This window comes from Pedobacter sp. AC163, assembly GCF_979258665.1.
In genome coordinates this window covers 2552285-2576370 of sequence record NZ_OZ409872.1, presented here as the reverse complement: position 1 = coordinate 2576370, position 24086 = coordinate 2552285, and the positions used below count along the sequence as shown (strand labels likewise).

The window sequence follows — 24086 nt, the reverse complement described above, 5'->3', positions numbered from 1 at the left end:
TAGAGTTAAAGCCGTTTTAATACGCAAGAAATGATTAAACAATTTTTACATAAACTTTCTAGTTTCACAGCCCACCTGGTTGCTGGTGAAAGTTTATTTATTAATCGTTTTCAGCCCGTATTTTATTATCCCACAAGCCGGCAAAATTTCACTCCACGTATTTAGTACTCCACTAAACGTAACGAGGAATTGATCCTCTCTAAAAACCCAATTAACAAGAATACTTATAATTTTTCGTTAGAAAACGAATGGATATTAACGAATTTATAGTGCAGGTCGCACTTCCTGAACATCGTGTATTTGCAGAACAAATCGTAACCGAGATGGCCGAATCTGCTAAAGCACGTGGTACAGGCATTGCAAAACGTTCTCCTGACTACGTTGCCAATAAAATGCAAGAGGGCAAAGCTGTTATTGCATTCCATAAAGATGGTACATGGGCTGGCTTTTGCTATATCGAAACCTGGAGTCATGGTCAATTTGTGGCTAACTCTGGCCTAATTGTATCTCCCGAATTTAGAAAAGCAGGTTTAGCACACGCCATCAAAGAGAAGGTTTTCGAATTATCGAGAGCTTTATACCCTAAAGCAAAGATTTTTGGTTTAACCACTGGTTTGGCTGTAATGAAAATCAATTCAGATTTGGGTTACGAACCAGTTACTTATTCTGAATTAACCCAGGATGAGGAATTTTGGAAAGGCTGCCAAAGCTGTGTAAACTTCGAGATTTTGAAAATGAAGGAACGTAAAAACTGCATGTGTACTGCCATGCTTTACGATCCTGCTACGCAAAAGCACGATGCGGCAAAGAAATTCGCCGAAGAATTACAGAAGAAACCCAAATTATATGAGCGTTTTATGCGCATCAAGCAACGTTTAGTTGTTAAACCTAAGCCAAAATCTGGCTTCAAAGTATTGATGTTTTTATTTACCCTGTTATTTAATAAGTAATGAAGAAAAAAGTAGTTTTAGCTTTTAGCGGAGGTTTAGATACCTCATTTTGTTGTATATATCTCGCTCAAGATCGCGACTTGGAAGTTCACTCGGTAATTGTAAATACTGGTGGTTTTTCTGATGAAGAATTACAGGAAATAGAGAAAAGAGCTTATGCTTTAGGCGTGAAATCTCATGCTGTGGTAGATGAAACGGAAAGTTATTATAACGATTGCATCAAATATTTAATCTTCGGAAACGTATTAAAAAATGCTACTTACCCACTTTCTGTAAGTGCTGAACGTGTGAGTCAGGCAACGGCAATTGCGAACTACGTTAAAAAAATCGGAGCTGATTATGTCGCTCATGGAAGTACTGGTGCCGGAAACGATCAGGTGCGTTTCGATATGATTTTTAATATCTTAATTCCAGAGGTTGAAATCATTACGCCAATCAGAGATTTGAAATTATCCCGCGAAGCGGAAATAGAATACCTGGCTGAACATGGAGTTGAATATAGTGCAGCAAAAGCACAATATTCAATTAACAAAGGTTTGTGGGGAACTTCAGTAGGCGGGAAAGAAACTTTAACCTCAAACGAAACTTTACCAGAAAGCGCATGGCCAACCCAGGTGAGTGAAACAGAATCGCGTAGACTGGAATTAACCTTTGAGAAAGGGGAGCTTGTTGCTATTGATGGCGAAACTTTGGAGCCTGTTAGAGCGATTCAAAAATTACAAGCTATTGCGCAACCTTACGGTATTGGCCGCGATATCCATGTTGGTGATACCATTATCGGCATTAAAGGCCGTGTGGGTTTTGAAGCTGCGGCACCTGTTTTAATTATTAAAGCACACCATACTCTAGAAAAACACACGTTAACGAAATGGCAGTTAACCTGGAAAGAGCAATTATCTTCTTTTTATGGTAACTGGTTGCATGAAGGTCAATTCCACGACCCAATTATGCGGAATATTGAGGCTTTTTTAGCAGATACTCAAAAAGTAGTAAGTGGGAAAGTATTTATAGAATTATTACCCTATCGTTTCCAAATTATCGGTATTGAATCGAACCATGATTTAATGAGCAACAAGTTTGGTAGCTACGGCGAAATGAACAATGCCTGGAGCGGCGAAGATGTTAAAGGTTTCTCCAAAATCTTCGGTAACCAGGTAATGATTTGGCATAAAGTAAATAATGAGGTAGAGGGCTAAAAGGTTGAAGACGTAAGGTTTCCTCGCTTCTCGTCATTGCGAGGAGGCACGACGAAGCAATCTCCTTAATTTTGTCATCTTGAATTGTGCTGATCCGATAGCTATCGGATTTACATCGGTAGCTTGTCGAAGGATTAAAGTTATATAGACTATGAGTAGTAAAATAAAAGCAGGAATAATTGGTGGTGCAGGATACACAGGTGGCGAAATGCTCCGTATCTTGGTCAATCATCCAAATGTTGAAATCGCTTTCGTAAATAGTACCAGTAATGCAGGGAATTTAATTTCGGATGTACATACTGACTTAATCGGCGATACTGATTTAAAATTTGTAAGCGATATTCCGCAGGATATTGATGTACTTTTCCTTTGCGTTGGTCACGGCGATGCGAAAAAGTTTTTAGCAGCTAACCCGATTAACGATAGCATTAAAATCATCGATTTATCTCAGGACTTCAGACTTTCAGCAAACGCTAGTTTTTCGACTCCAGACTCAGGACTTCAGACTAAAGACTTCATTTACGGTCTTCCAGAGTTAAATAGTGATCAAATTAAATCAGCGAAAAATATTGCCAATCCAGGTTGTTTTGCAACTTGTATCCAATTAGGTTTATTGCCTTTGGCTGCAAAAGGTTCAATCAAAAGCGAAGTTCACATCAATGCGACAACTGGTTCAACAGGTGCTGGACAAAGCTTATCAACTACTTCTCATTTTAGCTGGAGAAATAATAATCTTTCCATTTATAAAGCATTTGAACATCAGCACTTAAATGAGATTGGAGAAAGTTTAACACAGCTTCAGCCTTTAATTTCTGAAGCTTTAAATTTTATCCCACAACGTGGTGCTTTTTCCAGAGGGATTTTAGCCTCCATGTATTTAGAAAGTGATTTGACTTTGGAAGAAGCTCAAACTATCTACGAAGAATATTATAGTGCTCATCCATTTACTCATGTAAGTCGGCAAAATATAGATTTAAAGCAGGTTGTAAATACCAACAAGGCGCTGGTTCACATCGAAAAACACGGTAATAAATTATTCATTATCAGCATTATCGATAACCTGTTGAAAGGTGCCAGCGGACAAGCAGTTCAAAATATGAATTTAATGTTTGGCTTGGAAGAAAATAGTGGTTTGCGCTTAAAGGCAGCTTATTTTTAGACCAAAGCTGAAAGACCAAAGACTAAAGCGAAGATAGCGTATTGCTATTAGATAGATTAATTATTGTAAGTTCAAAAATGAGAGACTATCAAAAATTAGACGTTTGGAAGAAATCACATTTGATGGTTTTGCATGTTTACAAAGTTATTTTACCTGCATTTCCCGCTCATGAAAAGTATGATTTGCATAGTCAAGTAAAAAGAGCGGCTTATTCTGTCCCCCTAAACATAGTTGAGGGAGCAGGTCGGCGTACAGAAAAAGATTTCGCTCACTTTCTTGATAATGCATTAGGCTCAGTTCAAGAAATGGAATATGCTTGTTTTCTTGCTAAAGATTTAGAATATCTGGAAGAAAGCAAATATTTAGAAATTTGTAAAATGGCTGGCGAAGTTAAAGCTATGTTAATCGGCTTAATTAAACATTTGCGACCATAATAACCCATGGATTAAAAACTATTGATTAGGCTTGCAGCTATATAAAATATTGCGGGAAGCTTTAGTCTTTAGTCTTTGGTCTTTAACCTTTAAAAAAATGAACTTATTCGACGTATACCCACTTAACGATATAGAAATCACAAAAGCATCTGGCAGCAATGTTTGGGATGCTCACGAACAAAAATATTTAGATTTATACGGAGGTCACGCAGTGATTTCAATTGGACATACCAATCCGCATTATGTAAGTCGCTTAACTGATCAATTGAACAAAGTTGGTTTTTACTCTAATTCAGTTAAAATCCCTTTGCAAACGCAATTGGCTGAGAAATTAGGCCAGGTTTCTGGCAAAAAAGATTTCCAATTATTTTTGGTTAATTCTGGTGCAGAAGCCAATGAAAATGCGCTAAAACTGGCCTCATTTTACAATGGCAGAAAAAAAGTAATTGCTTTTACTGGCGCTTTTCATGGACGTACCTCTTTGGCAGTGGCAGTTACGGATAATCCGAAAATTGTAGCGCCTGTTAATCAAACCGAGAATGTAATCTTTTTGCCCTTTAATAATGAGGTTGCACTTGAAGAAGCTTTTAAATCGCAAGGCGATGAAATCTCGGCTGTCATTATTGAGGGTATTCAAGGTGTTGGCGGAATCAAAGAAGCCTCAAAAAGTTTCCTACAGAAAATCCGTTCTCTTTGCGATGAGTACAATGCGGTTTACATTGCCGATTCAGTTCAGTGCGGTTATGGTAGAACAGGGTTGTTTTATTCGCATGATTATTCGGGCGTTGAAGCAGATGTTTACACGATGGCGAAAGGAATGGGTAACGGATTTCCAGTGGCAGGAATTTCCATTGCGCCGAAATTCAAACCTTGGCATGGAGAATTAGGAACCACTTTTGGGGGCAATCACCTGGCTTGCGCTGCAGCTTTAGCCGTTTTAGAAGTGATGGAAAGAGATCGTCTAATGAAAAATGCTGAGGAGATTGGAAACTATTTAATTACCGAATTGAAGAAATTCGAGCAAGTTGTAGAAGTTCGTGGCCGTGGGTTGATGATAGGAATTGAATTACCAGAAGAATTAGCTCACGTTAAAAAAGAATTATTATTTACACATCATATTTTCACCGGCGAGGCCAAACCAAACGTAATTCGTTTGTTGCCAGCTTTGAATTTAACAAAAGAAAATGCTGACGAATTTTTGGCGGCTTTTGGTGAGTTAGTAAAATAATACACTCGTCATTGCGAGGCACGAAGCAATCTTACAACGCTAGAAATACTTAGCAATTGCTTTAAGATTGCTTCGTACCTCGCAATGACAACAAAATAACAAACGAGGTTAAAGCAATGCTGATCGAATTGCTGAAACGGTTAAGAAACAATTGACTGAAGTCTGGGGCTGTTTTTGCATTGGCAAGAAGCTTTCAGCCTTGAGCTTTAGTCTTTAAGCTTTAAAAAATGAAACTTTTTACTTCCGTAAACGATGTTCCGAGCATCAAACAATTTGTAAATGATGCACTTGAATTAAAGGCAAATCCTTATGCACACCAAGATTTAGGTAAAAACAAAACCTTGGGATTGGTTTTCATGAATCCAAGTTTGCGTACCCGTTTGAGTACCCAAAAAGCGGCGCTAAACTTAGGTATGAATGTGATGGTAATGAATTTAGACAAAGAAGGTTGGGCATTAGAAACACAGGATGGTGTAGTCATGAACGGGTCGACAGTGGAACATATTCGTGAAGCGGCAGCCGTGATGGGTCAATATTGCGATATTTTAGGCTTGCGTTCTTTTCCGAAATTAAACAATCGCGAAGAGGATTATAGCGAAGACTTTTTTAACAAGTTTGTTAAATACTGCGCCGTTCCCGTAGTGAGTTTGGAGAGCGCTACCCGTCACCCGTTACAAAGCTTCGCCGATATTATCACCATCCATGAAACTTGGAATAAAAAACCAGACGGACGTAAACCAAAGGTAGTTTTGGCTTGGGCCCCTCATGTAAAAGCATTGCCTCAGGCTGTTCCCAATTCATTTGCAGAATGGATGTGCAAGGCACAAGCAGAGGGAATGATTGATTTCACCATCGCACAGCCAGAAGGTTATGAACTCGCCGAAGAATTTACGCCAGGTGCAGATATTCAATATAATATAGAAGAAGCTTTAGCTGGCGCTGACTATGTTTATGTGAAGAATTGGAGTAGCTATAAAGAATACGGTAAAGTTTTAACTTATCCTGATGGATGGATGATGAACAACGAAAAACTGAAGTTCACTAACGACGCAAAAGTAATGCACTGTTTGCCTGTTCGTCGCGATTTGGAATTATCTTCTGAAATTTTGGATGGACCAAATTCACTGGTGATCCATGAAGCAGGAAATCGTTTATGGGCAGCGCAAGCGGTAATTAAAGCGATGTTGGAAGAAATGAAATAATCTGTTGTGTGTTGCCAGTTACATGTTGCCGGTCTAATTGCCTGAACATGTAACTGGCAACTGGCAACTCATAACACATATATGAAACAACTTACCATCATAAAAATAGGCGGAAACGTAATTGATAATTCTGCGAATTTGCATCAGTTTTTATTAGATTTTACGGCCTTACCTGGCGATAAAATCTTGGTTCATGGTGGGGGCAAAATTGCAACCGAACTGGGCGAAAGCTTAGGCATTGAAGCTAAAATGGTTGAAGGTCGTCGGATTACAGATCTTGAAACTTTGCGAATCGTTACGATGGTTTATGCAGGGTTGATCAATAAAAATATGGTTGCCCAGCTACAAGCTAAGGGCAACAATGCAATTGGATTATCGGGAGCGGATGGCAACATCATCAAAGCTAAAAAGCGTCCTGTTGTTACAAAAACACATGGAGCAGCTCCGGGCCCATTAGCCGGAGAAGTTATCGATTATGGTTTTGTTGGCGATTTAGATGAAAATTCTGTTTCTGCAACTACATTGGATAGTTTGTTAAAAGCTGGATTAACACCGGTTTTATGTGCAATTACACATGATGGAGATACACAATTATTAAATACCAATGCGGATACCATTGCCTCAGCTGTAGCAGTTGCAATGTCGGCTTTATATGAAACGCGTTTGGTATATTGCTTTGAAAAAAAGGGCGTTTTGAAAGATGTAAATGATGATGATTCAGTTGTCAGAGAAATCAAAGCGGATGAATTTGAGGGTTTAAAAGCTGACGGCACAGTACAGGGTGGAATGATTCCGAAATTGCACAATGCTTTTGAGGCGATAAAAAAAGGTGTTGCTACAGTTTATATTGGCAAAGCTGATGAATTAGGAGAACTTGCGGATGGGACTTTCGGGACGAAGATGAACCTCTAAATCTTCTAAAAGGGGAGGCAGGGTTTTGCCTTTCCGAGGTACGAAGCAATTTTAAAACTGTAGCTATTAGCATAGTGTACTGGGAGTGCTTCATAACTTGCAATGACGGAAGTGAATTAAACCTGATAGAAACGGATCCCGATTTTTTATCGGGATAAGTGAATAGTTCCAAGGGAATGCCTTTGGCACAGGACTGACATTAACTAAAAACTGCAATTGCTTTCCAAAAAAATATAAATATCAGTTTAAGTAACTGAACCAAATAAAACTAACCACATGAAAAAAATAGCCATAATTGGTAGCGGAAATATTGGATTATCTTTAGCAAAAGGGTTGGTAAAAGCCGATTTTGCTGAAGCTGGCGACATTATGCTTACCAGAAGAAATATCGACCATTTGCAGTCTTTCGCATCGGCAGGCTTTGTTGTTTCAAAAGATAACAACCAAGCGGTTGCAAGTGCTGATGTCGTAATTCTTGCTGTTTTGCCTCAACAATTAAATACGGTTTTAGATGAAATCAAGTCCTCGATAAATTCAGCTAAACACCTTGTAATTTCGGTGATTTCGGGTGTGAGTTGTGCTGCGGTCAGAGAAAAATTAGGAGACGATGTAGAGGTAATCCGAGTGATGCCCAATACAGCCATTGCCATCGGGCAATCTATGACTTGTATGGCTAGCGACAATGCATCTGTAGAAAATATTGCCGACGTAACCAGAATGTTTGAAACGGTTGGTTCCGTGGTGAAGATTAACGAAGATTTAATGACGTCGGCAACGGCGCTTTGTGCTTGTGGTATCGCCTTCTTTTTAAGAGCAATAAGAGCCGCTTCGCAAGGTGGTGTCGAAATTGGTTTCCATGCAGATGAAGCACTTAAAATGGCTGTTCAAACCGCTAAGGGAGCAGCAGATTTGCTTTTATTACATGGCACACACCCAGAATCAGAAATAGATAAAGTAACTTCGCCGAAAGGTTGTACCATTGCGGGCTTAAACGAAATGGAGCATAATGGCTTTAGTTCATCATTAATAAAAGGTATAAAATTATCAGCTTTAAAAGCTGGAAATTTGTACACTAAAGAAGGTTAAAAGTATATGGTAAAAGGTTTAGGGGTTTAGGCTCCACATCTTGATACTTAATACTAAATACTTGATACTATGTTGTTAGAAAATATACAAAAAGAAAGTCTGGATTTGTTGCGACAGTTAATCCGCATTCAGTCTTTTAGCAAAGAAGAAGACAGAACAGCGAATTTAATTGCTCAATTTTTAGAAGAGCGAGGAATTAAAACCCAACGCAAAATGAACAACGTTTGGGCTTATAATAAGTATTTCGATGCAAGTAAACCTACGGTGTTACTGAACTCGCATCACGATACTGTTAAACCAAACTCGGGCTACACTCGTGATCCTTATGATGCTGCCATTGAAAGCGATAAATTATTCGGCTTGGGAAGTAATGACGCTGGTGGTTGTCTGGTTTCGTTAATTGGTGCGTTTTTGTATTACTACGAGCAGGAGAATTTAAAATATAACATCTGTTTGGCCGCAACGGCGGAAGAAGAAATTTCTGGTAATAATGGCTTGGAACTGGTTTTGCCAGATTTAGGTGAGTTAGAATTTGGAATCGTAGGCGAACCAACAGAAATGAATTTAGCCATTGCAGAACGTGGGTTGTTGGTGATCGATTGCGTTTCTCATGGTAAAGCTGGTCACGCGGCAAGGGAAGAGGGCGAAAATGCAATTTACAAAGCGCTGAAAGATATTGAGTGGTTCAGGAATTATCAGTTTCCTAAAGTATCGGAAGTTTTCGGTCCGCTGAAAATGACGGTTACCATTATCAATGCAGGTTCTCAACACAATGTGGTGCCGGCAAATTGTACTTTTACAGTTGATGTTCGCGTAACCGATGCTTACACAAATGAGGAAGTTTTAGAAATCATCAGAGCCCATGTAGATTGCGATGTTACACCTCGTTCCATTCGTTTAAAACCATCGTCGATAGATAAAAACCACCCGGTAGTTCAGGCAGGAATAGCATTGGGTAAAACCACTTATGGTTCGCCAACTACGTCAGATCAAGCGCTATTGGATATCCCATCAGTAAAATGTGGACCGGGGTTTTCTGGACGCTCGCACATGGCAGATGAGTTTTTATACGTTAGAGAGGTTGCTGAAGGTGTTGAGGGATACGTGAATATGTTGAAACCAGTGATACAATAAATCCGTCATTGCGAGGAACGAAGCAATCTTAATGCAGAGGAATCGTAAGGTGTTTTTAATTTCATACAAAGGGGATTGCTTCGTGCCTCGCAATGACGAAGTTTGATTATGAAGATTTGGCAAAAAAATATAGATGTAAATAAATTCGTGGAAACTTTTACGGTTGGTAAAGACCGCGAACTGGATTTACAAATGGCAAAGTTTGATGTTTTGGGCTCTTTAGCGCATACACAAATGTTGGAAACTATTAATCTGCTTACCGCCGAAGAATTGAAAACGGTTCAACAGGAACTTAAAAATATCTACGCTGAAATTGAGGCCGGGAATTTTACTATTGAAGATACCGTTGAGGATGTGCATTCGCAGGTAGAATGGTTGTTAACGCAACGTATCGGCGAAGCAGGCAAAAAGATACACAGTGGCCGTTCACGTAACGACCAGGTTTTGGTTGATTTGAAGTTGTTTTTCCGTGCCTGTATTGAAGATATGGTTAACCAAACATCAACCTTGTTTAATCTGCTCATCGAATTAAGCAATACGCACAAGGATAAGTTGATGCCAGGTTATACGCATTTGCAGATCGCGATGCCATCATCTTTTGGTTTGTGGTTTGGTGCTTACGCCGAAAGCCTTGCCGATGATATGGAATTAATGCTTGCTGCATGGAAAATCACCAACAAAAATCCTTTAGGTTCTGCAGCAGGTTATGGATCGTCATTTCCTTTAAACAGAACACTAACCACCGAATTGCTAGGTTTTGAAAGCTTAAATTACAATGTGGTTTATGCACAAATGGGTAGAGGAAAAACGGAAAGGATTTTAGCGCAGGCAATGAGCGCTGTTGCTGCAACTTTAGCCAAAATGGCGATGGATGTCTGTCTGTTTATTAACCAAAATTTTGGATTTATAAGCTTCCCTCCCGAATTAACAACAGGTTCGAGTATTATGCCACATAAGAAGAATCCTGATGTTTTTGAATTGATTCGCTCACGTTGCAATAAAATACAGGCTTTGCCAAACGAGATTGCAATGATGATTACCAATCTTCCATCTGGCTATCATCGCGATTTACAGTTGTTGAAGGAAAATCTATTTCCAGCGATTACCTCATTAAAGGAATGCTTAGAAATTGCGACCTTCATGTTCCAGAACATCACTATTAAAGATGATATTTTGAAAGATAAGAAATACGATTACTTGTTTAGTGTTGAGGTGGTAAACGATTTAGCTTTGCAAGGGGTTCCTTTTAGAGAAGCCTACAAAATAGTTGGCGAGCAGATAGAAAATGGTACTTTTGCACCATCGGGCCAAATAAATCATACACACGAAGGAAGTATCGGCAATCTTTGTAATGAGCAAATTTCTGCAGGAATGCAGGCAGTTTTGTCACAATTTGGCTTTGAGAAAGTGAATAAAGCAATAGAAGATTTAATTCGTTAAGTCGTCATTGCGAGGTACGAAGCAATCTTATAAGCATGGGTTTCCTAATTTGCTAAGACAGTAATTGTTTCATGTCTCCGTTTGACGGGTAAGGCGACTAATAGTAATATATATGAAAGTTTCAGTATTAGCCAGTTCATTAATAGGCTCAGAAATTATAAAAATTGGTAACGAGGTTAATGAAATGAAACGCAAAGGCGCTTCAATCGCCAATTTAACCATCGGCGATTTTGATTCGAACATCTATCCCATTCCAGCGGAACTAAAAGCCGGAATCGTAGATGCCTATCATGCAAATCAAACCAATTACCCGCCTGCCGACGGTGTTTTGCCATTGAGACAAACCGTTTCCGAACTATTGAAAGATAGATTTGGTTTGGAATACAACACCAATAGTATTCTGGTTTCAGGCGGCTCTCGACCATTGATTTATGCTACTTATTTAGCTTTGATAGATCCGGGTGACACAGTTGTTTTTCCTGCACCATCCTGGAACAACAATCACTATTGCCACTTAACTTCGGCAAAGGCCATTGCTGTAGAAACTGATGCAGCGCATAACTTTATGCCAACTGCAGCACAATTGAAGCCACATTTAAAAGGCGCAACATTATTAGCGCTTTGTTCGCCATTGAATCCAACAGGAACCATGTTTGCTGCAGATTCTTTAGCGGAGATATGCGATGTTATTTTAGAAGAAAATGCATCCCGCGGAGCGGATGAAAAACCATTGTATTTAATGTACGATCAGATTTATTCATTGCTAACTTTTGGTAAGGAACATGTAAATCCGGTGTCATTACGCCCGCCAATGCGTGAATTTACTGTTTTCGTAGATGGTTCTTCGAAATGTTTAGCTGCAACAGGTGTGCGTGTAGGTTGGGGTTTTGGCCCCGAAGATATTGTTAACAGAATGAAGGCATTGGTTGGGCACATGGGTGCTTGGGCACCAAAAGCCGAACAGGTTGCAATGTCTAATTATTTTAACGATAAAACGCAGGTAGATACATTTTTAACCAGTTTTAAAGGTCAAATTCAAGATAGCTTAAATGCGCTTTACAATGGCTTCAATGAATTGAAAAACGAAGGTTTTAATGTTGACGCGGTTGAACCGATGGGTGCAATTTACCTCACCATTAAAATCGACTACATCGGAAAAACTACTGAAGATGGTCAGCTTTTAAAGGATAGTGCGGATGTAAACTTCTACTTAATTAAAGAGGCTGGAGCAGCATTGGTTCCATTTTCAGCATTTGGAAACGAACACAGCATGCCTTGGTTCAGGGCATCGGTTGGTGCTTGCACCTTGCAGGATATTAAAGACATGCTCCCCCGGATTAAAACGGCATTAAGCAAGTTAAAATAAAACATTTGAGCACCCGAGCAAACAATTAGTTGGCTCGGGTGTTCAAATAAAAAATCTCATCTAAACGCTTTTATGGAAAACAAATACACTCCTCAGGGATATGCTTCGCCCTCAGCAATCCTCATTACGCTTGTCATTGGTATTTTATCAGCTTTCATCTTACCGCTAATCTATATTATTCTCGGAAGACTAATTCCCAATATCTGGTTTATTGCTATCATTGCGCTACTTCTTGGTGTCAGCTTAGGTTTTTGTATTGATTTTGGCGTAAAACTTGGCAAACTCCGAAATAAAAAAATAGTTGTATCCATCGCAATTTTTTGCGGATTACTGGCCTTCTATGTTCAATGGGTTTTTTTCGATGCTTTAATTTACAGCGCCAAAGGATTCACTTTTAATTTGACCAGTGCTGATTTAAAAATTTTAGCCAGCGATTTCTTTTTTCTGTTCACACATCCTCATATACTTTTTCAAGAAATTGTAAACCTAAATGCAGTAGGTTCTTTTCAGATCAAGAGCATGGGTACGGTAAGCGGTCTGGTTTTATGGTTGATTTGGGCAGCAGAGTTTATTGTGATTTTAGGTGGAATCATATTTACTGTTTTCAATGGTCAAGTAAGCAAGCCTTATTCAGAAATAAACGATCAATGGATGAAAAAGCGTAAAATACAGAACCGAATTCCTTTGGTACATGATAAAAATTTCATTTTGAATGAATTAAATAATAAAAATTTTGCGGTTTTGAGTGATGATCCATCATTAATCAATGAGCAGAATTACTCGGAGGTGGTTGTTTACGAATCAACTGGCGATCCGGTAAAGTATATTAGTATTGTGAATGTCTCTAATCCGACAGGGAAAGCGAAAGACAAAAAAATGAATAATATTATCGAATTTTATCCGCTGCAGAACGCAAATATTTAGTGTGAGGTTGTAGCAGAAAAATATAAAAAATAAACGCCCTATTTTCATTTATTGAGAATAGGGCGGTTTTATAAATGCCTAACTGACAACTTTGTATTCATTCTTCCTAAAATCAATCCTCCCGACTTCCGTCATCCGCCATGCGCACCATTTTTGGTTCAAACTTCGCAATTACATCAACTAAATCAGTTTGTGCAGCCATTACCTTATTGATGTCTTTATAAGCCATTGGCGCTTCATCTAAACCTGCACCGATTAACGTTACATTGTGGTCTTTTAAAATCGCTTTCATGTCAGATTTAGTAATCGATTGAATGGCTTTTGTACGGCTCATTAATCGCCCTGCGCCGTGAGATGCAGAATTAATTGAACTTGTCTCACCTTTTCCTCTAACCAAAAATCCTGGCGCAGTCATACTTCCCGGAATAATTCCCATCACACCTTCGCCCGCTGGCGTAGCACCTTTTCTATGAACAATTAATTCCTCGCCATTTAAGGTCTCTTTCCATGCAAAATTATGATGGTTTTCTACCTTGGCTAAAACTTTAGCACCAATGGCTTTGGTCAATCGTTTATGAATTACATCATGACAAGCAGAAGCATAGTCTCCAGCTAAGTTCATAGCAATCCAATATTCTTGACCTTCAGCAGTATTCATATCTAAATAAGCAAGATTTACAGCTTCTCTAGGCAACTTACAAATGTCTTTCGCCAGTTTGGTGTAATGACCAGCTATGGTTGCGCCAAATCCACGAGAACCAGAGTGGGTCAACAAAGCCACGTAACGTCCTTTATCAATATTCAAAACCTCATCTCGCTCTGCAAAATCAATAATTCCCCATTCTACGAAGTGATTTCCGCCACCAGAAGTACCTAATTGTGCCCAAGCTTTGCCGTGTAAGTTTTTTAAGAAAGGAGTAGCGTTAAAATCTTCATTTTCTAAAACTTCATGGTCGGCTCTTTCATCTCCTTTATAGTTTTGTCCGGCGCCAAATTTGGTATGAGCGATTAATTCTCGTTTGTACATCGCATCTTTCCCGAAATAATATTTCTCGGGAATATCGAAAATACTCAAAGCCATTCGGCAACCAATATCCACACCAACGCCATAAGGAATAATCGCATTACGAGTTGCTAAAACTCCGCCAATTGGCAAACCATAACCTTGATGCGCATCTGGCATTAACGCCCCAGCTTCCGTAACAGGCAACTTCATGGCAATATTCATTTGGTCTTTTGCACCATCTTCAATATAGCCTTCACCAAATACAGTGTAGCTTTTTGCATTTTCAGTTAACTCAATTGTGCCATCATTTTTAGGTGTAGCTTCTTCAATTAATGCCGTTGCTAAAACACCTAAAACTTCATCATCCAAAAAACTCTCTGGATAATTTTTCACTTTTTTTAATAATTTTTGAATTTCATTAGCTTCCACGTCCTTAAAGTTATCCTTCAAGATTTCCAATGCTAAGCCTAATATTTTTCCTTCGGTATAACCTAATGCTTTTAGGGTTTTACCTGTTATTTCTGTTTTCATTTTGTTCCTAACTAAGCCTCGGTAGGCATCGTTCACCTAGCCGAGGGTTTCTAAATTTAATTTATTTTTTCTCCTTTTCGTCATTTCGACCGTAGTGGAGAAATCTTTCGATTTCGGTTTTCACATCAACTTCAAAGATTTCTCCGTTTCGCTGCGCTCCAGTCGAAATGACGACTTTAGGAGCATTTGATAAATATTACTTCACAAAGATTTGTTTCAATTGGTCAACAATTTGCCCGCTGCCAGATAAACTGATGGTATTGATTTTCTCTGCAATTTTTTCCACGTATTCCATCTCTTTCAATTTGTACAACATGGCATTGTCTTCCATTAGTTTTGCGGTATTCAACAAACTTCTGGTCGATGCAGTTTCTTCTCTTCTGGTAATCATGTTGGCTTGCGCTTTTTTCTCTGCAATTAAAACTTGGTTCATGATATCTTTAATCTCTCCAGATAAAATGATGTCTTTTACACCTCCATTTGCCAATTTTACTCCCAACTCTTCTGCTTTGTTAATGGTGCTTTCTAAAACCGATGTTCCGATTTTTTCTTTGCTCTCCATCAATTCATCAAAAGTTAATAAGCCTACCGCCTCTCTCAAAGCCAATTGCATGGTAATGTACAATTGCTTTTCGAAATCTTTATTGGCCAACAACGCTTTAACCACATCCTCCACTTTGTATTGAACCGTAAAGTTCATTCTCAATTGCGCTTTGTCTTTTGTTAAAATCTCTTGACCGATAATCTCCATATTCAATTGCCTCATATCGGTTTTCAAAACTTGTATAGTGATGTTATTTTTCCAGTAAACATAGTTTCCAGCCAATAATACTTTATCAAACATGCCATCAATAAATAATAAACCAGTTTCGTAAGCTTCAATTTTATAAGCTCTGATATAGTTGATCAAAGCGGCTTTCTCAAACAAATTCCTATCAATGTTATCCTCAATTTCAATTCTGCTGATATCTACTTTAACAAAGCTGTATTCCGACAAACCTTTCCAGATGGCATATCTACCTGCCCTTAAAACGTTTTTAAAATTTTTGTTTTGATAAACCAAAGCCAACTCATTATCTGCTACGCTTACCAAATAAACTAATTTGGCAAAGTCGGTATTTAATAAAAACGTATCCAATTCTGCGACAGAGAAATCATAATCTTTGCTCATGTCGTACATAGTGATGGTTTCGCCAAAGCCCAACCAGTAACTACCTGCTGTTAATACTCTTTTTAATTCTCCTTTTTTAAACACCAATGCAACATAATTGGTGTTAATTGTAATTTTTCTCATGCTTTTTGATGTTTAAAATTTATAATTATTCAACTGTTTATTTTTTTAAAAAGCATTGCGAAAACATTCATTTGTTTTCTGCGGAAATAAATTGCTTCTGGTTGTTTTTAAGAATGAAATCTACTTTTTGCTTTGGCGATATTCTGTTGAATATGGCTTTCTACAGCTAGAAGATTTGATTTTTAAATCAGCACCTTTTTCGTTTTACTTGCAAGCAAAAGGCAAATTTGCTTTTGAGATTTCTAAAATCTTTTGAGCAGAATGCATTTCGCAACGCTTTTGGTTTGAGAAATTTGAAGTATCTCTTCTTTCTAGATGGAACCCTAATCATTGCATTACCCTTTTGCTATTCCAATCACTTGGAAGCAGGATTCGAACCTGCATATTTGGTGTTGTTATTCTACCAGACTGAACTATTCCGATTGCTCGGAAGTGGGATTCGAACCCACGACACATAACGTGTTTCGACAATACATCTTTCTCTCTATCAGAATATGAAATGCAACGGCACTCATACTTTGGGGCTATTTAAAACCCGCAACTGTGGATAGATACCTCTCTATATTGCCATCCCGATTTTTACACCGGAATATCTTTATATCTAATTTCTATATGTAATCAAAGAACTTTATCACTTAGCACAATGTCAGTATTTAAAAAATTTCGTCGTTGCGAGGGTCGATTTTCATCGTGCCTCGCAATGACGCTTTGGGACAAATCCGAAAGCTTAACTAATAACATTGCGCTGGGCGACATTACAAAGTTGTTACCCACTTGCGCAGCAGATTTGCGCAATAGAAAATATTTTAGAAATAACACCTAAGTGTTTGATAATGAAAGAAAAAAAATTTTGTTGGTTACTTTGTCATCAACCCATTGCGCAATTAGGTTGCGTAGATGTAAAAGAGTTTTCTATATTTAGATAAGCTAAAACATCAGATATTTAGCGAGAAACCAAAATTGCTTTAAATGGCTGTAAATAAATTAGCGCTCATTCGATACAAAACCATTGATGATTGTCTGAAAAATCGTTTCCGAAAGTGGACTTTAGATGATATTATTGAAAAGGTTGCCAAAACTCTTTATGAGCTAGAAGGAATTACTACGGGCGTAAGTAAACGCACCATTCAGGCGGATATCCAAATTATGCGGAGCGATAAACTAGGTTACAATGCACCAATTGTGGTGCAGGATAAACGGTTTTATGCCTACGATGACGCGAGTTACAGCATTACTAAAGCTCCAATCAATAATGCTGACGTTGATAAAATGAAAGAAATTGTGGGCGTATTAAAAGAATTTAATGCCTTTAACTATTTCGATGAAATGAGCGATATGATTGCCCGCCTGGAAAATAATCTTTATAAAAGCACAAAACAAAGCGGAAATAATATCCAGTTAGAAGGGAATAAGTTGGTAAAAGGATTAGAGTGTATTCCTCCATTATATCAGGCGGTTTTAAATAAGCGATCATTATTAATTGAGTATAAATCATTCAAAGCACAACAAGGGCAGCAAGGAATTTACTATCCTTATTTATTGAAGGAATACAGAAATAGGTGGTTTTTAATCTGCAAAGCGAAAAAAAGACCTGGGATTTTAAATTTGGCTTTAGATAGAATAATTGATTTTCAGGAATTACCTAACGAAGAATTTGTACTTCATGAAGGCGTAGATTTCGATCGCTATTATGATGACTTGATCGGAGTGACAAAAAATGACAGAGACCGAGCGCAAAAAGTAGTTTTAGAATTTACAAACGATCATGCGCCTTATGTGGTAACTAAGCCTTTACATTCCTCGCAAGTGCTGTTAACAAAAACTGAAAAAACAACAACTTTTAGAATTGACGTGGTTTTAAATTTCGAACTCGAAAGAGAAATTTTAGGTTTCGGAGAATGCGTTAAAGTGCTAGCACCACGTTTCTTGATTTCGAAAATTAAAACGCGGTTGCAGAAATCCTATGGCCAGTACGAAGATAACGGCGACAAGAAATCATAACATACAGACCTTACTCTTGTTGCATCAAAGCGCTTACATGCTGCGTTAACTTCACAAAATCATCCACAGTTAACTGTTCAGCACGTTTTTCGAAATAGATGTGAGTGTCCATTTTATCTTTTGGCATCACAGCAGAAACGGCGTTACGCAAGGTTTTTCTACGTTGGTTAAAGCCAGCTTTTACTACACGCCAGAATAGTTTTTCGTCGCAATCTAAAGTTTCAACCTCATTTCTGGTTAAGCGAATTACGGCAGAGTGCACTTTTGGGGGTGGATTAAAAGTGCCTGGTTTTACGGTAAACAAATACTCAATTTTGTAATAAGCCTGAAGAAAAACACTCAAAATCCCATACTCTTTGTTGCCTGCTGGCGCAGCACAACGTTGGGCCACCTCCTTCTGAAACATGCCCACCATTTCTACCACTTTGTGGCGGTTATCCAAAATTTTAAATAGAATTTGCGATGAAATATTATAAGGGAAATTCCCAATGATGGCAAATTTATCCGGGAAAATGCCGTCGAAATCTAGTTTTAAAAAGTCTCCATTAATTAAGCGATCGCCCAATTGCGGATATTTTTCATTCAGGAAATGGAAAGACTCAGTATCAATGTCGATCAAATAAGTTTGTAAATCTCCGCGTTGCAACAAAAAATCAGACAAAATCCCCATTCCTGGCCCAACTTCCAAAACCTGGTTGTACTTTTCAGTATTTACCAAGCTTTCTACAATGCGGTTGGCAATACCCTTATCGGTTAAAAAATGCTGACCTAAATGTTTTTTCGCTTTTACTAAACTCATCTCGAAGATTTTTTTTGCCACGGAAACACAGAAAGCACGGAAAAATTAGAATTACATTTTGTTCATCGTGCTGTAAAAGCTGTGTTTTGCAGACTAACTATTTTCTACAAAATAACTAATTTTTATCCGGTAAGCACCTGTTTAAGCGAAAATCAGTAATTTGCGCTAAAATTTTCCAGTAATTATGAGCAATAAACTTAAAATTGGTATCAGTATAGGCGACGTGAATGGCATAGGTTTGGAAGTAATCATTAAAACGTTATCAAATCCGGCTATTTTAAATTATTGTACACCAATTGTTTATGGTCATACCAAGGTTTCCTCTTTCCATCGAAAGGCAAATAACCTGGGCGATTTCAGTTTTAACGTTATTAATCATGCTAATCAAGCGCAGCTTAAAAAAGCAAATATGATTAATTGCTGGGAAGAAGATGTAAAAATCGAACTTGGGCAGGTAACTGAAACGGGTGGAAAATATGCGCTTTTATCGCTCGAAAGAGCAACGGCCGATTTAGTTGCGGGCGACATTGATGCTTTGGTTACGGCTCCGATTAACAAACACAACATTCAATCAGAAACCTTTTCGTTTCCTGGTCATACCGAATATTTGCGGGAAAAAAGCGGAAGTAAAGACGTGCTGATGTTTTTAATCAGTGAAAATTTACGTGTTGGGGTAGTTACCGGACACATTCCTGTTAAGGACGTTCCAACATCTATTACCAAAGATAAAATTCTCAGTAAATTAAAATTGATTAATGATAGCTTGAAAAAAGATTTCTGGATCGAAAAACCGAAAATCGCTGTTTTGGGGTTAAATCCTCATGCCAGCGATAATGGTTTATTAGGTGCCGAAGAGGCCGAAATTATTTCTCCAGCCATTAAAGAGGCTTATGATAAAGGTTTAATGGTTTTCGGTCCTTATCCTGCTGATGGATTTTTTGGAAATGGAAGCTACAAACAATTCGATGCAGTGTTGGCTATGTACCACGATCAGGGTTTAATTCCCTTTAAAACATTGGCTTTCCATAATGGCGTAAATTTTACGGCAGGTTTAAATTTCGTTCGCACATCGCCAGATCATGGAACGGGCTACGATATCGCTGGTAAAGATTTAGCCGATTCTACCTCATTTACTGAAGCATTATTTTCAGCCATACACATCGTTAAAAACCGCAGAGAGCAAGAAGAAATGTTAAGTACTCAGTTACGCGGTGGTGGAAAGGTTGTTGAAACACAGTTTGACATAAAAGACGACGCTTCTTAAGACTTAGATCTTAATTTTTTGTAAAGCAAAGTTCTGTGTCTTATCGGTTGCGAAAGTCCTGCTATTCGTTCCAATTCCCGATGAAGAATCGGGAGATTTTCACTGCTATCAGGTTTATTTTGGTTAAAATTGTATATCAAATAAAAATGAAATGAGCAAAATTTCCCCAATTATCAAGCCCGAAGATTTAACCTGGTTAAATCAAGATGATGAAATTGTAATTGTCGATGCGAGTGCGGGCTCGAAAGTCCGTTATGATGAGCAACATTTAGCAGGTGCAATTTTTGTCGATGTAAACGATGATTTAGCCAATATCGGCGACTTTGCAGTTGGTGGTCGCCATCCATTGCCTAGCTTGGAGCAGTTTGCCAATACGTTGCAGAAACTTGGCATTACAAAGCATAGTCATGTTATCGTTTATGATGATAAAAACGGTGGTAATGCTGCCGCGAGGCTTTGGTGGATGCTGAGATCTGTTGGCCATGAAAAAGTTCAGGTAATTGATGGAGGTTTTCAAGCGGCGGTAAAAGCAAATTTCCCGACAACAAATAAGGTCGAGATTCCAAAATCTGTTGGTCAATACGAAGTTGGTTCATGGAGTCTGCCTTTGGCTGATATAGAAGAAGTGGAAAGAGTTTCTAAAGCAGATGATCATATCGTAATCGACGTACGGGATGCAAATCGTTTTGCAGGCTTAACAGAGCCGATTGATACGATAGCTGGCCATATTCCAGGTGCAATAAACATTCCCTTTACAAAGAATTTAGATGCGGACGGCAGATTTTTAAATCAAGAGGTTTTAAGAGAAAATTATACCAAAGCTTTAGAAAAAGTTAAGCCTGAAAATGTTATTGTTCATTGCGGATCGGGTATTACCGCGTGCCATACGCTTTTAGCAATGGATTATGCGGGTTTGCCTATCCCTAAATTGTATGTGGGCTCATGGAGCGAATGGAGTAGAAACAATAAGGAAATGGTATTAGCCAAACATTAATCTTTGATTCTTCTAAAGGAAGTTATAAATAAGCCCCTGCCTGCGGCAGGTAGACGATTAACTTGCAAATCTATTTTGTTGTTCTTTAAAGTTACTAACTCTAATGTGCAGGTGCTTATTAGAGTTAGTAACTTTCCAATAAACAGCGAAACTTTCGTAACTGCTTAGCAACGAAACTGATTTTCAAAAAATTATGATTTAGTCTAATATTCCAAATCTCGCTTCCAGAACAGCAACAATTTTTAAAAAACATTTTTTATCTAACTATTTTATCCCTACATTTGCAGGCTAAAATTTTACAGTACTTTGAAGCCATTAAAACAATTTTCTATACCGTTTACCGGATTAAAATTGGGAGTTCATCACTTTGATTATGAGCTTGATGACCGCTTTTTTAATGCGTTTGAATATTCATTAATTAAAAGCGGAGATTTAAAAGTAGAACTGGAACTTGAGAAACAAGAGACCATGTTGCTTTTAAAATTTAAAGTTATTGGAACAGTAAATTTAGATTGCGATAAATGTTTATCGGAGTTTGCCTACCCGGTAAACTTGTACGAAAGACAGATTGTGAAATTTGCTGAGGATGAGTTGGAAAGCGATGATGAGGAAATTATTACGCTAAACCGCAAAGACACCGAGATTGATATATCGGCACCTTTGTACGAAATGATTAACGTAGCTGTACCTTATATCAAAAACTGCGAGCAGGCAGATAAAGAGTGTGACCAGGAAATGATTGACCGGTTAGAGCAGCTCTCTATTGATAAGCAAGCAGAAGAAAACGAACAAACAAGCGACCCACGTTGGGAAGCCCTTAATAAGTTAAAAAAATAATTAGATTATACACCAATGGCACATCCAAAACGGAAAATCTCGAAACAGAGAAAAAATAAAAGAAGAACGCACTATAAAGCAGTAACTCCTTCTTTAGCAACTTGCGCAGCAACAGGTGCTATCCACGTACCTCACCGTGCATACAACGTTGATGGTAACTTATACTATAACGGTAAATTGGTTATCGAAAATACTCAAATCGGGTAATTTTCTTAAAAAATTGTTTGTGTTTTCAGCGGCTTTAGTCATACCTTAGTCGACTGATAATTTTAGGATTTTACCTAATCTAACACAAACAGATTTTTTCTATGAAAATAGGCCTCGACATAATGGGCGGAGACTATGCTCCCAAAGCAATCGTTTTGGGAGCAATAGCAGCTCATCAATCGCTAAACGCCGGAGAACATTTAGTTCTTATTGGCGATACCGAACAGATTAAACCCATTCTCGCAGAAGAGGGCTTTAATCCGGATCATTTTGAATACGTTCATACTGATGAAGTTATTGGTATGGGCGAACATCCTACCAAAGCTATTGTTCAGAAACCAAATTCGAGCATTGCGGTTGGCTTTAACCTTTTAAAAGAAGGTAAAATCGATTCTTTTGCAAGTGCCGGTAACTCTGGTGCGATGCTGGTTGGCGCTGTTTTCAGCGTTAAAACTATTCCGGGCATTATTCGCCCTTGCCTTTGCTCTATTCTTCCAAAACTTAAAGGTGGTACCGGTCTGTTATTAGATGTAGGTGCAAACGCTGATTGCAAACCAGATATTTTACTTCAGTTTGGCGTTTTGGGAAGCTTATATGCCGAAAATTTATTGCAAATAGAAAACCCTCGGGTAGCTTTAATGAATATTGGTGAAGAAGATGAAAAAGGAAACATGTTAAGCATGGCTACTTTTCCGTTGATGAAGGATACCAATCTTTTTAATTTTGTTGGGAATGTTGAAGGTAGAGATTTATTCAACGATAAATCGGATGTAATCGTTTGCGATGGTTTTACCGGAAACGTGATGCTAAAATTAGCAGAATCATTTTATGTAATTACCATTAAAAAAGGTTTGAAAGATGAGTTTTTCGATCGTTTTAACTACGAACAATACGGTGGAAGTCCGGTTTTAGGCGTTAACGCTCCCGTTGTTATCGGACATGGAATTTCTAGTCCGCTGGCTGTTAAAAATATGGTTCTTCAATCCAGAGAAATGATTACCACTGGATTGGTAGAAAAGATTAGAATGGCATTTAAATAATTTATTAAAATTTTTAAAATGAGTAAAATTCATGCTGCTATTACTGCAGTAAATGGTTACGTCCCCGACTATGTGTTAACGAATGCAGAGTTAGAAACCATTGTTGATACGTCTGATGAATGGATAACCAGCAGAACGGGAATTAAAGAGCGTAGAATTTTAAAGGGCGAAGGTTTAGGTACTTCAGATATGGCTGTGCATGCTGTAAATGGGTTACTTAAAAAAAGAGGTATTGATGCAAAAGAAATTGAATTGATTATCTTTTGCACCACTACACCTGATTTTACTTTCCCTGCAACGGCGAATGTTTTAGCCGATAAAGTTGGGGCGACAAATGCATGGGGTTACGATTTACAAGCTGCTTGCTCGGGTTTTATTTTCGGTTTAGCTACCGGTGCATCTTTCATTGAATCGGGAAGACATAAAAAAGTTTTAGTTGTTGGTGGCGATAAAATGTCGTCTATTATCAATTATGAAGACCGTACAACCTGTATCATCTTTGGTGATGGCTGTGGTTGTGCTTTATTAGAGCCAAATGAAGAGGGCTTTGGTATTCAGGATTCTATTTTAAGAACCGATGGTTCGGGAAGAGATTTCTTAGGAATGAAAGCCGGTGGTTCTGTTAAGCCAGCAACTCATGAAAGCATTGATGCCAGAGAGCATTTCGCACATCAGGAAGGCCCTACAGTATTTAAATTTGCGGTAACTAATATGGCCAATGTCGCAGCAGAAATTATGGAACGTAACAGCTTAACCGCTGATGATGTTGCATGGTTAGTGCCTCACCAGGCTAACAAACGCATTATCGATGCTACTGCTAACCGTATGGGCGTAACTACTGATAAAGTAATGATCAACATTGAGCGTTACGGCAATACCACAAACGGAACTATTCCATTGTGCTTATGGGAATGGGAAAGCAGACTGAAAAAAGGAGATAACATTGTGTTAGCTGCTTTTGGAGGGGGCTTTACCTGGGGTTCTATTTACCTTAAATGGGCATACGATACAAATTAGAGAATGGAAAATTGTAGATAGAAAATAGATGATGTACTTTCTAGCCAGGTCTATTCCCTATTTCC

22 protein-coding genes and 1 tRNA gene are annotated in these 24086 nt (G+C 38.3%); 19 read left to right on the top strand and 4 right to left on the bottom strand.

Annotation, left to right across the window (positions count from 1 at the left end):
• Positions 1–248: 248 nt before the first annotated feature.
• The 12 genes from ACZZZK_RS11085 (at position 249) to ACZZZK_RS11030 (ending at position 13031) form a co-directional block, all read left to right on the top strand.
• Complete coding sequence (locus ACZZZK_RS11085) at positions 249–950, top strand: N-acetyltransferase (RefSeq protein ID WP_056851082.1); 702 nt, start codon at positions 249–251, stop codon at positions 948–950.
• Complete coding sequence (gene argG / locus ACZZZK_RS11080) at positions 950–2146, top strand: argininosuccinate synthase (protein WP_463484177.1); 1197 nt, start codon at positions 950–952, stop codon at positions 2144–2146. The genes ACZZZK_RS11085 and argG overlap by 1 nt, the downstream gene beginning before the upstream one ends.
• Before the next feature lie 151 nt (positions 2147–2297).
• Positions 2298–3305 carry an N-acetyl-gamma-glutamyl-phosphate reductase gene (gene argC, locus ACZZZK_RS11075; RefSeq protein ID WP_463484176.1) on the top strand — a complete coding sequence of 336 codons (1008 nt, stop codon included), beginning with the start codon at positions 2298–2300 and terminating at the stop codon, positions 3303–3305.
• Between the two features lie 77 nt (positions 3306–3382).
• Complete coding sequence (locus ACZZZK_RS11070) at positions 3383–3739, top strand: four helix bundle protein (protein ID WP_463484175.1); 357 nt, start codon at positions 3383–3385, stop codon at positions 3737–3739.
• A gap of 97 nt (positions 3740–3836) precedes the next feature.
• Positions 3837–4967, top strand: coding sequence for an aspartate aminotransferase family protein (locus ACZZZK_RS11065; protein WP_463484174.1), 1131 nt, complete (start codon positions 3837–3839; stop codon positions 4965–4967).
• Positions 4968–5194: 227 nt separating this feature from the next.
• A complete protein-coding gene (locus ACZZZK_RS11060; protein WP_463484173.1) occupies positions 5195–6169 on the top strand; it encodes a Rossmann-fold NAD(P)-binding domain-containing protein in 975 nt (324 codons plus the stop codon).
• An 81-nt stretch (positions 6170–6250) separates the two neighbouring features.
• Positions 6251–7081 carry an acetylglutamate kinase gene (gene argB, locus ACZZZK_RS11055; protein ID WP_463484172.1) on the top strand — a complete coding sequence of 277 codons (831 nt, stop codon included), beginning with the start codon at positions 6251–6253 and terminating at the stop codon, positions 7079–7081.
• Positions 7082–7357: 276 nt separating this feature from the next.
• Entirely contained in the window at positions 7358–8167 is an 810-nt protein-coding gene (proC, locus tag ACZZZK_RS11050) for a pyrroline-5-carboxylate reductase (protein ID WP_463484171.1), read from the top strand.
• A 69-nt stretch (positions 8168–8236) separates the two neighbouring features.
• Positions 8237–9301: a M20 family metallo-hydrolase gene (locus tag ACZZZK_RS11045; RefSeq protein WP_463484170.1), complete on the top strand. Its 1065-nt coding sequence runs from the start codon at positions 8237–8239 to the stop codon at positions 9299–9301.
• Between the two features lie 108 nt (positions 9302–9409).
• A complete protein-coding gene (gene argH / locus ACZZZK_RS11040) occupies positions 9410–10741 on the top strand; it encodes an argininosuccinate lyase (RefSeq protein ID WP_463484169.1) in 1332 nt (443 codons plus the stop codon).
• 112 nt (positions 10742–10853) lie between these two features.
• On the top strand, positions 10854–12107 hold the full coding sequence (locus ACZZZK_RS11035) for a pyridoxal phosphate-dependent aminotransferase (protein WP_463484168.1): 1254 nt from the start codon (positions 10854–10856) through the stop codon (positions 12105–12107).
• 72 nt (positions 12108–12179) lie between these two features.
• Positions 12180–13031: a hypothetical protein gene (locus tag ACZZZK_RS11030; RefSeq protein ID WP_463484167.1), complete on the top strand. Its 852-nt coding sequence runs from the start codon at positions 12180–12182 to the stop codon at positions 13029–13031.
• Between the two features lie 112 nt (positions 13032–13143).
• Here ACZZZK_RS11030 and ACZZZK_RS11025 read toward each other — a convergent pair whose 3' ends face one another.
• The 3 genes from ACZZZK_RS11025 to ACZZZK_RS11015 form a co-directional block, all read right to left on the bottom strand.
• Positions 13144–14568, bottom strand: coding sequence for an RtcB family protein (locus ACZZZK_RS11025; RefSeq protein WP_463484166.1), 1425 nt, complete (start codon positions 14566–14568; stop codon positions 13144–13146).
• Positions 14569–14764: 196 nt separating this feature from the next.
• On the bottom strand, positions 14765–15862 hold the full coding sequence (locus tag ACZZZK_RS11020; protein ID WP_463484165.1) for a slipin family protein: 1098 nt from the start codon (positions 15860–15862) through the stop codon (positions 14765–14767).
• A gap of 360 nt (positions 15863–16222) precedes the next feature.
• Positions 16223–16286 (bottom strand) — tRNA-OTHER (locus tag ACZZZK_RS11015).
• Positions 16287–16831: 545 nt separating this feature from the next.
• On the opposite strand from ACZZZK_RS11015, the gene ACZZZK_RS11010 reads away from it, so the two are divergent.
• On the top strand, positions 16832–17863 hold the full coding sequence (locus tag ACZZZK_RS11010) for a helix-turn-helix transcriptional regulator (RefSeq protein ID WP_463484164.1): 1032 nt from the start codon (positions 16832–16834) through the stop codon (positions 17861–17863).
• 10 nt (positions 17864–17873) lie between these two features.
• Here ACZZZK_RS11010 and rsmA read toward each other — a convergent pair whose 3' ends face one another.
• On the bottom strand, positions 17874–18662 hold the full coding sequence (gene rsmA / locus ACZZZK_RS11005; protein WP_463484163.1) for a 16S rRNA (adenine(1518)-N(6)/adenine(1519)-N(6))-dimethyltransferase RsmA: 789 nt from the start codon (positions 18660–18662) through the stop codon (positions 17874–17876).
• A 184-nt stretch (positions 18663–18846) separates the two neighbouring features.
• Between rsmA and pdxA the strand changes: the two genes are divergently transcribed.
• The 6 genes from pdxA to ACZZZK_RS10975 all read left to right on the top strand — a co-directional run bounded on the left by pdxA (position 18847) and on the right by ACZZZK_RS10975 (position 24021).
• Complete coding sequence (gene pdxA / locus ACZZZK_RS11000; protein ID WP_463484162.1) at positions 18847–19926, top strand: 4-hydroxythreonine-4-phosphate dehydrogenase PdxA; 1080 nt, start codon at positions 18847–18849, stop codon at positions 19924–19926.
• A 151-nt stretch (positions 19927–20077) separates the two neighbouring features.
• The gene (locus ACZZZK_RS10995; protein WP_463484161.1) at positions 20078–20920 is read left to right on the top strand and encodes a sulfurtransferase; all 843 of its coding nucleotides are present in this window, start codon (positions 20078–20080) and stop codon (positions 20918–20920) included.
• Between the two features lie 306 nt (positions 20921–21226).
• On the top strand, positions 21227–21757 hold the full coding sequence (locus tag ACZZZK_RS10990; protein WP_056851063.1) for a YceD family protein: 531 nt from the start codon (positions 21227–21229) through the stop codon (positions 21755–21757).
• 15 nt (positions 21758–21772) lie between these two features.
• The gene (gene rpmF / locus ACZZZK_RS10985) at positions 21773–21964 is read left to right on the top strand and encodes a 50S ribosomal protein L32 (RefSeq protein WP_010600130.1); all 192 of its coding nucleotides are present in this window, start codon (positions 21773–21775) and stop codon (positions 21962–21964) included.
• A 101-nt stretch (positions 21965–22065) separates the two neighbouring features.
• Entirely contained in the window at positions 22066–23004 is a 939-nt protein-coding gene (plsX, locus tag ACZZZK_RS10980; RefSeq protein ID WP_056851062.1) for a phosphate acyltransferase PlsX, read from the top strand.
• A gap of 18 nt (positions 23005–23022) precedes the next feature.
• Entirely contained in the window at positions 23023–24021 is a 999-nt protein-coding gene (locus ACZZZK_RS10975; RefSeq protein ID WP_463484160.1) for a beta-ketoacyl-ACP synthase III, read from the top strand.
• The last annotated feature ends 65 nt before the right edge of the window (positions 24022–24086 follow it).

Bases quoted from the DNA above. Each gene is read 5' to 3' on its own strand.
- ACZZZK_RS11030 (WP_463484167.1), top strand. From the start codon at position 12,180: ATGGAAAACAAATACACTCCTCAGGGATATGCTTCGCCCTCAGCAATC.
- ACZZZK_RS11070 (WP_463484175.1), top strand. From the start codon at position 3,383: ATGAGAGACTATCAAAAATTAGACGTTTGGAAGAAATCACATTTGATG.
- argH (WP_463484169.1), top strand. From the start codon at position 9,410: ATGAAGATTTGGCAAAAAAATATAGATGTAAATAAATTCGTGGAAACT.
- pdxA (WP_463484162.1), top strand. From the start codon at position 18,847: ATGAGCAATAAACTTAAAATTGGTATCAGTATAGGCGACGTGAATGGC.
- ACZZZK_RS11060 (WP_463484173.1), top strand. From the start codon at position 5,195: ATGAAACTTTTTACTTCCGTAAACGATGTTCCGAGCATCAAACAATTT.
- ACZZZK_RS10995 (WP_463484161.1), top strand. From the start codon at position 20,078: ATGAGCAAAATTTCCCCAATTATCAAGCCCGAAGATTTAACCTGGTTA.
- argB (WP_463484172.1), top strand. From the start codon at position 6,251: ATGAAACAACTTACCATCATAAAAATAGGCGGAAACGTAATTGATAAT.
- ACZZZK_RS10975 (WP_463484160.1), top strand. From the start codon at position 23,023: ATGAGTAAAATTCATGCTGCTATTACTGCAGTAAATGGTTACGTCCCC.
- ACZZZK_RS11035 (WP_463484168.1), top strand. From the start codon at position 10,854: ATGAAAGTTTCAGTATTAGCCAGTTCATTAATAGGCTCAGAAATTATA.
- plsX (WP_056851062.1), top strand. From the start codon at position 22,066: ATGAAAATAGGCCTCGACATAATGGGCGGAGACTATGCTCCCAAAGCA.
- ACZZZK_RS11020 (WP_463484165.1), bottom strand. From the start codon at position 15,862: ATGAGAAAAATTACAATTAACACCAATTATGTTGCATTGGTGTTTAAA.
- ACZZZK_RS11010 (WP_463484164.1), top strand. From the start codon at position 16,832: ATGGCTGTAAATAAATTAGCGCTCATTCGATACAAAACCATTGATGAT.
- ACZZZK_RS11025 (WP_463484166.1), bottom strand. From the start codon at position 14,568: ATGAAAACAGAAATAACAGGTAAAACCCTAAAAGCATTAGGTTATACC.
- ACZZZK_RS11065 (WP_463484174.1), top strand. From the start codon at position 3,837: ATGAACTTATTCGACGTATACCCACTTAACGATATAGAAATCACAAAA.
- rpmF (WP_010600130.1), top strand. From the start codon at position 21,773: ATGGCACATCCAAAACGGAAAATCTCGAAACAGAGAAAAAATAAAAGA.
- proC (WP_463484171.1), top strand. From the start codon at position 7,358: ATGAAAAAAATAGCCATAATTGGTAGCGGAAATATTGGATTATCTTTA.
- argG (WP_463484177.1), top strand. From the start codon at position 950: ATGAAGAAAAAAGTAGTTTTAGCTTTTAGCGGAGGTTTAGATACCTCA.
- rsmA (WP_463484163.1), bottom strand. From the start codon at position 18,662: ATGAGTTTAGTAAAAGCGAAAAAACATTTAGGTCAGCATTTTTTAACC.
- ACZZZK_RS11045 (WP_463484170.1), top strand. From the start codon at position 8,237: ATGTTGTTAGAAAATATACAAAAAGAAAGTCTGGATTTGTTGCGACAG.
- argC (WP_463484176.1), top strand. From the start codon at position 2,298: ATGAGTAGTAAAATAAAAGCAGGAATAATTGGTGGTGCAGGATACACA.
- ACZZZK_RS11085 (WP_056851082.1), top strand. From the start codon at position 249: ATGGATATTAACGAATTTATAGTGCAGGTCGCACTTCCTGAACATCGT.